The organism is Streptomyces sp. NPDC127119 (assembly GCF_042677425.1).
Classification (GTDB): Bacteria; Actinomycetota; Actinomycetes; order Streptomycetales; family Streptomycetaceae; genus Streptomyces.
Map to the genome: position 1 here is coordinate 1 of NZ_JBHXTO010000250.1, position 7600 is coordinate 7600.

Here is a 7600-nt window from a genome sequence, read left to right on the forward strand (position 1 = left end):
TCCTGACCCCCCCGGGTCCGGCGGGGGGGGCGCCCCTTCCCCCCGGGGGCGCCCCCACCTCCGTACGCGCTCGCCGTCAGCAGCGGGAGCCGGCGGTCAGAAGAACACCGAGCGGCGCTGTACGAGCAGCTTGTAGAGCGTGTGCTGGATCTGTTCCCTGACCTGGTCCGTCAGGTTGAACATCAGCATCGGGTCCTCGGCCGCCTCCGGCGGATAGCCGTCCGTGAGGATCGGCTCACCGAACTGGATCGTCCACTTGGTCGGCAGCGGCACCGCGCCCAGCGGACCGAGCCACGGGAACGTCGGCGTGATCGGGAAGTACGGGAACCCGAGCAGCCGCGCGAGGGTCTTCGCGTTGCCGATCATCGGGTAGATCTCCTCCGCGCCCACGATGGAACACGGAATGATCGGCGTGCCCTGGCGCAGCGCGGTCGACACGAACCCGCCGCGGCCGAAGCGCTGCAGCTTGTAGCGCTCGCTGAACGGCTTGCCGATGCCCTTGAAGCCCTCCGGCATCACCCCGACCAGTTCGCCGCGCTGCAGCAGCCGTTCGGCGTCCTCCGCGCACGCGAGGGTGTGACCGGCCTTGCGGGCCAGCTCGTTGACCACGGGCAGCATGAAGACCAGGTCGGCCGCGAGCAGCCGCAGATGCCGGTTCTCGGGATGGTTGTCGTGGACGGCGACCTGCATCATCAGGCCGTCCAGCGGCAGCGTCCCGGAGTGGTTGGCGACGATCAGCGCCCCGCCCTCCGACGGGATGTTCTCGATGCCCTTCACCTCGACGCGGAAGTACTTCTCGTAGAGGGGGCGCACCAGCGACATCAGGACCTGCTCGGTGAGCTCCTGGTCGTAACCGAAGTCGTCGACCTCGTAGTCACCGGTCAGGCGCCGTCGCAGGAACGACAGACCGCCGGCGATCCGCTGCTCCCAGCCGTCGTCCCGCGGCTTCTCCACGGCGCCCGCCTCGGCCGCCGCTTCAGCAGGCGATCCGGCCGCCGGTTCCTCACGCGTCACAGGAACATCATCCTGCGGAATCGTTCGTGCGGGCAGGGGCTGGACCTCGCGAACCGCCGCGGGCTCGCCCTTGCGCCTGCTCCCCGCGCCCCGGCGCCGCGCGGGCCGCTGTACGGCACTCCCGCGGGACCGGTCGTCGTCGAACGGAATGACCTTGGCGTCCGCCATCGTTGATGCGCTCCTCGGTTGGCGCTCAGTTGGCGCTCTGCGTCGGGGGGTGGCCACCGCCCAGTGCGGGCAGTGCGGCGATCCGGTCGACGGCCCCCGCGAGGGCCTCGGGCGGCAGCAGTCCGGGGCCCCGGCTGCGGGCGAAGTCCGCGAACGTCTCCGCCGTCGTGAACTTCGGCCGGTATCCGAGCGTCTCGCGCATCTGGTTCGTCGCCACGACCCGGCCGTGGGTGAGCAGCCTCAGCTGCTCGGGCGAGAAGTCCGTCATGCCCACCGTACGCAGTGCCGAGCCCACCCAGCTGATCGCGGGCATCAGCACCGGGACCGTGGGCCGGCCCAGCCTGCGCGCGCACTGCGAGAGCAGCAGGACGCCGTCGCCGGTCACGTTGAACGTGCCGCTGTTGAGCGTGCCCCGCTCCGGCTCGTGCGAGGCGATCCGCAGGACGTCGATCACGTCGTCCTCGTGCACGAACTGCAGCCGCGGGTCGTAGCCGAGAACGGTCGGCAGTACAGGCAGCGAGAAGTACGCGGCGAGCGGGGTGTCCGCGCCCGGTCCGAGGATGTTGGCGAACCGCAGCACGCACACGGCGACGTCGGGCCGCCGCCGCGCGAACCCGCGTACGTACCCCTCGACCTCGACCGTGTCCTTCGCGAAGCCGCCGCTGGGCAGCGACTTGGGCGGGGTCGTCTCGGTGAAGACGGCCGGGTCACGGGGAGCCGAGCCATAGACGTTCGTGCTCGACTTCACGACCAGCCGCTTGACCGTCGGCGACTTCTGGCAGGCACCGAGCAGCTGCATGGTGCCGATGACGTTGGTCTCCTTGACCGTGGCCCGGCTGCCGCTGCCCAGCGGGGTGCCCGTCACGTCCATGTGCACCACCGTGTCCACGGAGTGCTCGGCCAGCAGCCTGGCGATGGTGGGCTGCCTTATGTCGGCGCGAACGAAATCCGCTCCGCCCAGGTGGTGCTCGGGTGCGACCGCGTCCACGGCGACCACCCGGTCCACCTCGGGGTCACGCTGGATCCGTCGTACGAACCGGCCCCCCAGTTGACGGGCCACTCCGGTCACGAGCACGACCTTCCCCAAGATCAGCGCCTTCCTTCCAGCCGTCGACGACACCTGCTCGTACTCTGCCGTGTTCCCCGTGACGGTCACGTTAGCGGGTCGGTGTTGCGCTGTGATGACTGCCCGATGCACGAAGTCACGGCACCCGCGGACATACGATCGGACCAAGCCAATCGCCGCACGGAACGTACGCTCAGACATACGCACGGCGTTCGTATCACCGGACATACAGGCCCTCACCGGACCGTCCGGCGTACACGACTGTGGCCCCCCACCGACCGGTGGAGGGCCACAGAGCGCACTGTCGCGGCGTCGCCCACGCCCCGCTTGCGCGTGGTGGGCGACCGCCGCAGGTCGCGACTACTTCTTGTTGCGTCGCTGAACGCGAGTGCGCTTGAGCAGCTTGCGGTGCTTCTTCTTGGCCATCCGCTTACGCCGCTTCTTGATAACAGAGCCCACGACTACCCTCGCTCACTTCTCTTTACTCGTTGCTGGGCTGCATGGGCCCACACGACTTATGAGGGGCCAGCCTACCCGCCTGAGCGCCAGAGGTTGTAATCGAGGGGTTCCGGGCGAAATCCCGGGGACACGATCAAGCACCCCGGGACCCCTCCCGGACCGCCGTCAGGCTGTCTCCACCCCCACGTAGGACTCGCGAAGGTACTCGTGAACCGCTTGCTCCGGGACGCGGAAGGACCTCCCCACCCGGATCGCGGGCAGATGACCGCTGTGCACCAAGCGGTACACGGTCATCTTCGACACTCGCATCACCGAGGCGACTTCCGCCACGGTAAGGAACTGAACCTCGTTCAGAGGCCTCTCGCCAGCAGCCATGACACACCTGAACCTTCCGCACTCGACGGTCGCCGGCTTCCCCTTCCGGTGACACTTCGTCGTTGCGTGCTCACTCCCCAGAGTAGGGGCGGGTGATGCGAGTGGGGAAGAGGAGCCCCCATCGGCGGCCTACTGTGACAGACACGCTCGATTGAGTACATAGCGAGTAAGCGGTCGGTAGTAATCAGACCGCACAGCGTCATCAAGTGGAACGACGACGGACACCCGCCCCTCTGCCTCGCCGACGAACAGCGCGGGATCATCGGTGTCACCCAGGCCGATGGCCTCGAACCCCAGTTGACCTGCCCCGCAGACCCACCCGTGGTCCCCCACCACGAGTTCCGGAAGCGGTCCGCCGGCCTCCGCGGCCGCTGCCAGGGCGGTACGAACCGGGAGGGGGGAGTGGGTGTGCGCGCCGGTCGCGTGACCGGCGCCCCGCGCCCCGGGTTCCCGCACCAGCGCGACTCCTCGTACGTAGTCAAGGTTGTACGTGCGTAGACCGAACCGGGTCGTTATGTCGACACAGCTACCATGCGCGGAGGTGAGGACGGTACACCCGGCCGCCGACAGAGCGTCCGCGAGAGCGGCGTAGAAGCCGAGCAGGCGGTGCGGATGTCCGGTGCCGAGGAGCACCGGGGAACGGTTCCGCGCGGCTTCCGCAAGCCGCTCCGCGAAGGCGTCGAGCGCCACGAGGGTGCGATCGGGATCGATCACATCAGGCCCTGAGGTGTGCCGCGAATCTGCCGATACACCACACTTCTCCGCCATCAGGGCGATCAGATCGGACTGCTTCCAGTCCCATTCGGGATCGAGTCCGATCGTCACCCGCGGATCCCGGGCGGCGAACAGCCGATAACTCCTGAGACTCGCCTCCCGCGAGGTCGCCACGGCCCCGGCCAGCCTCACCGCCAGCAGATGCGCCCGCAAAGCCCCGGTACTCAACACACCCCGATGCTGCCGCAGGCACCACGCGCCCGCGCCCAAAACAGCCCGCCAATCCCACAGTTGGCGTAACTGCCGCGCCGGATGTCGGCTGCGGGCCGGTGGGGGCGGGCCGCGCAGTTCCCCGCGCCCCTGAAGGAAGGCGGGCTGCGCCCCGCCTTCCTTCATCAACCCGTCCGCCGTGTGCTCTGTCAGCCCGCCCGGCGAACCTCTCAGCCCGTCCGGCGTTTGAGGACAAGGGGGCGAGGGGGCGCAGCCCCCATGTGTGGACGGGAACGGGTAGGGGCGGCGGGGGCGGAAAAGGCCCTAGGCCAACAACCCCCGCAGGGGAAACGCCGCCCGCCGAGCGGCCAACACGGCCTGATCCAACCGATCCGCGGGGTCGTACCCCGCCTCCCACCCCACGAACGACACGGGCCACCGCCCGTCAGTCATCCGCGCAGGCCCCAACTGCCGCGTACGCGCGAACGCTTCCGCCCGCCAACTCTCAGGAATGACGGAAGACGGCTCCACCTCCCGCCCCGCAGCGATGGCGACAAGATGCGTCCAGGACCGCGGCACCACGTCCACCACCGCGTACCCGCCCCCACCGAGCGCGACCCACCGCCCCTCGGCGTACTCGTGCGCCAGCTCATGACACGCCACCTGCACAGCCCGCTGCGCGTCCAGCGACACGGCGAGATGGGCGAGCGGGTCCTCGAAGTGCGTATCGGCCCCGTGCTGGGTGACGAGCACCTGCGGCCGGAAGTCGGCGATCAGCTCCGGTACGACGGAGTGGAAGGCCCGCAACCACCCCGCGTCGCCGGTCCCGGCCGGCAGCGCCACGTTCACGGCGGACCCCTCCGCTCCCGCGGCCCCGGTCTCCTCGGGCCACCCGGTCTGCGGGAACAGCGTGCGCGGATGCTCGTGCAGCGACACGGTCAGCACCCGCGGGTCCTCCCAGAACGCGGCCTGCACACCGTCCCCGTGGTGCACGTCCACATCCACGTACGCGACCCGCTCGGCCCCCAGCTCCAGCAGCCGGGCGATGGCCAGGGCGGCGTCGTTGTAGATGCAGAACCCGGACGCGCCGCCCGGCATCGCGTGGTGCAGCCCGCCCGCGAAGTTCACCGCGTGCAGCGCGTCGCCCCGCCACACGGCCTCGGCCGCGCCCACCGACTGCCCCGCGATCAGCGCGGACACCTCGTGCATACCGGCGAAGGCGGGATCGTCCGTGGTTCCGAGCCCGTACGCCGCGTCGGCCGCCCGGGGATCCACGGAGGCGGCCTTGACCGCCTCGACGTAGTCCTCTCTGTGCACCAGCCGCAGGGTGGAGTCGCCGGCGGGCTTGGCCGCGACGACGTCCACCTCCCGGTCGAGCCCGAAGGCGTCGACCAGGCGCCGGGTCAGCGCCAACCGGACCGGATCCATCGGATGATCCGGACCGAAGTCATAGCCCGTTACTGCCTCGTCCCACATCAGCTGTGCGCGGCCACTCATGCCCGTCACCGTATCGGGAAGGTCCAGAAGCGAACGAACGGGCGTAGAACAGTGTCACGAGCACCAGCGCCATCGGTACGAGCATCGCGCCCCGATAGCTCCACGCGTCGCCCAGCGCTCCCACCAAGGGAGAACCGATCAGGAACCCCACATAGTTGAAGATGTTCAGTCGCGCGACGGCCGCGTCCGCGGCCCCGGGGAAGAGCCTGCCCGCCGCAGCGAAGGTCTGCGGCACGATCACACACAGTCCGAACCCGACAAGAGTGAACCCGAGCATCCCGACCCACGCGCCCGGCGCCACCGCCACGACCGCGAAGCCGGCGGCCGCGACGACCGCCCCCACCCGCACGACCGCCACCGCCCCGAACCGCCGCACCCCGAAGTCCCCCACGGCCCGCCCGAGCAGTGTGGTGACCATATAGACGTTGTACGGAACGGTCGCCAGCTGCTCCGAGCTGCCGAGCACGTCCTGCAGATACTTGGCACTCCAGTTGGAGACGGTCGAGTCGCCGATGTACGCGATGGCCATCACCAGACACAGCGGCAGCAGCTTGAACCCGACACCCGCGCCACCGGTCCCGCTGCCCCCACCGGCCCCGTCCGACGCCTGGGCCTCCTTGTGCCCGCTCCCGTCGACGTACCAGCGGCTCCCCACGAGCGCGGCGGGCAGCAGCACCAGCACGACGGGCAGATACGACACGAACAGCGCCAGATCCCAGTGCGCCCCCACCCACGCGAGCGAGGCCCCGACGATCCCGCCGAGACTGAACGCGGCGTGGAACCCGAGCATGATGCTGCGCCCGTACGTGTGCTGAAGGCTCACGCCGAGCATGTTCATGGACGCGTCGAGGGCTCCGACGGCCAGTCCGAACGCGGCGAGGGCGAGTCCCAGCTGCCACAGCCCGTCCCCGGCCCCTACCCTCAGCAGCGCGAGCAGTACGACCGGCTGGGCCCAGCGCAGTACGTGACTCGGCGGCACCCGTTTGACCAGGTGCTCGGTGCAGACGCTCCCGACGCCGGCGAGGATCGGCACAGCGGCGAGGAAGGCGGGCAGCAGCCCGTCGGACACGTCGTACCGGTCCTGGATCGCCGGGATACGCGTCACGAGGAGCGCAAAGGCGACGCCCTGGGCGAAGAAGCTGAACGCCAAGGAAGCCCGGCCGCGCCGCAGCACATCTGTCATGGCGGCTCAGCGTAGGGCTCAGGCTTACTCGTGGGTAGAGAAACCAGAAGATGAATTCTGCTCAGCTTCTGCCCGGGTCAGCTCTGGAGGAGTCCCAGGAGCTCGCCCATCTCCCCGAAGAGCCGGTCCGCATCCGCCAGCCGCCCGGCCGGCGTCATCGCCGTGAAGCCGTACACGTCCATCCCGGCCGCGCGGGCCGCCCGCACCCCGAGCGGACTGTCCTCCACGACCAGGCACTTCTCCGGGGGCACTCCCATCCGCTCGGCCGCGTACAGGAACAGGTCGGGCGCGGGCTTCCCTCGCCCGACATCCTGGGAACTGAAGATGCGCTCGTCGTCGAACCACCGGTCGAGCCCGGTCTTCCGGTGCCCCACCCTGATCCGCTCATGGCTCCCGGACGAGGCCACACAGTACGGAACTCCGTCCGCGGCCAGCTTCTCCAGGACCTCCTCGACCCCCGGAACCGCCTCCAACTCCCGCTCGAAGGCGGCGAACACCCGCTTGTGAAAGACATCGTCGAATTCGTCGGGCAACCGCTCCCCGGTCCGCTCGGCCACCAGGTCGTGTACGCGATGCATGGCGGCCCCCATGTAGTCGCGCAGGGAGTCCTCGTACGAGGTGGGGTGCCCGAGTTCGGTGAGATAGGCGGCGAGCAGGGTGTTGGAGAGGGGCTCGCTGTCCACGAGCACGCCGTCGTTGTCGAAGATCACCAGGTCATAGCGCATACCTACAGACCCTAAGCGTCTTTGAAAGCACACTGAAAGCATCCGAACTCCCCGGAACGCAAAAAAGCCCCCGCACCGAAGTGCGGGGGCTTTCTCAATAATAGTTCGGCGGCGTCCTACTCTCCCACAGGGTCCCCCCTGCAGTACCATCGGCGCTGTAAGGCTTAGCTTCCGGGTTCGGAATGTAAC

Annotated in this window: 8 protein-coding genes and 1 rRNA gene; all 9 read right to left on the reverse strand. The window is 69.2% G+C overall.

The window, feature by feature from the left end:
- Positions 1-96: 96 nt before the first annotated feature.
- On the reverse strand, positions 97-1182 hold the full coding sequence (locus ACFVH5_RS43130; protein ID WP_385839158.1) for a lysophospholipid acyltransferase family protein: 1086 nt from the start codon (positions 1180-1182) through the stop codon (positions 97-99).
- Between the two features lie 25 nt (positions 1183-1207).
- Complete coding sequence (locus ACFVH5_RS43135) at positions 1208-2269, reverse strand: NAD-dependent epimerase/dehydratase family protein (protein WP_385839159.1); 1062 nt, start codon at positions 2267-2269, stop codon at positions 1208-1210.
- A 339-nt stretch (positions 2270-2608) separates the two neighbouring features.
- Positions 2609-2707 carry a 30S ribosomal protein bS22 gene (locus tag ACFVH5_RS43140; RefSeq protein ID WP_003948845.1) on the reverse strand — a complete coding sequence of 33 codons (99 nt, stop codon included), beginning with the start codon at positions 2705-2707 and terminating at the stop codon, positions 2609-2611.
- 165 nt (positions 2708-2872) lie between these two features.
- On the reverse strand, positions 2873-3082 hold the full coding sequence (locus tag ACFVH5_RS43145) for a helix-turn-helix domain-containing protein (RefSeq protein WP_093781815.1): 210 nt from the start codon (positions 3080-3082) through the stop codon (positions 2873-2875).
- 129 nt (positions 3083-3211) lie between these two features.
- Complete coding sequence (locus ACFVH5_RS43150) at positions 3212-4027, reverse strand: phosphatase (protein WP_385839165.1); 816 nt, start codon at positions 4025-4027, stop codon at positions 3212-3214.
- Between the two features lie 303 nt (positions 4028-4330).
- Entirely contained in the window at positions 4331-5503 is a 1173-nt protein-coding gene (locus ACFVH5_RS43155; protein WP_385839161.1) for an acetoin utilization protein AcuC, read from the reverse strand.
- The gene (locus ACFVH5_RS43160; RefSeq protein ID WP_385839162.1) at positions 5454-6686 is read right to left on the reverse strand and encodes an MFS transporter; all 1233 of its coding nucleotides are present in this window, start codon (positions 6684-6686) and stop codon (positions 5454-5456) included. The genes ACFVH5_RS43155 and ACFVH5_RS43160 overlap by 50 nt, the downstream gene beginning before the upstream one ends.
- Positions 6687-6763: 77 nt before the next feature.
- Positions 6764-7411 (reverse strand): HAD family hydrolase, encoded by a 648-nt coding sequence (locus tag ACFVH5_RS43165; RefSeq protein WP_385839163.1) that lies wholly within the window; start codon positions 7409-7411, stop codon positions 6764-6766.
- A 103-nt stretch (positions 7412-7514) separates the two neighbouring features.
- Positions 7515-7600: ribosomal RNA gene (rrf, locus tag ACFVH5_RS43170) — 5S ribosomal RNA — on the reverse strand; the annotation flags it as partial.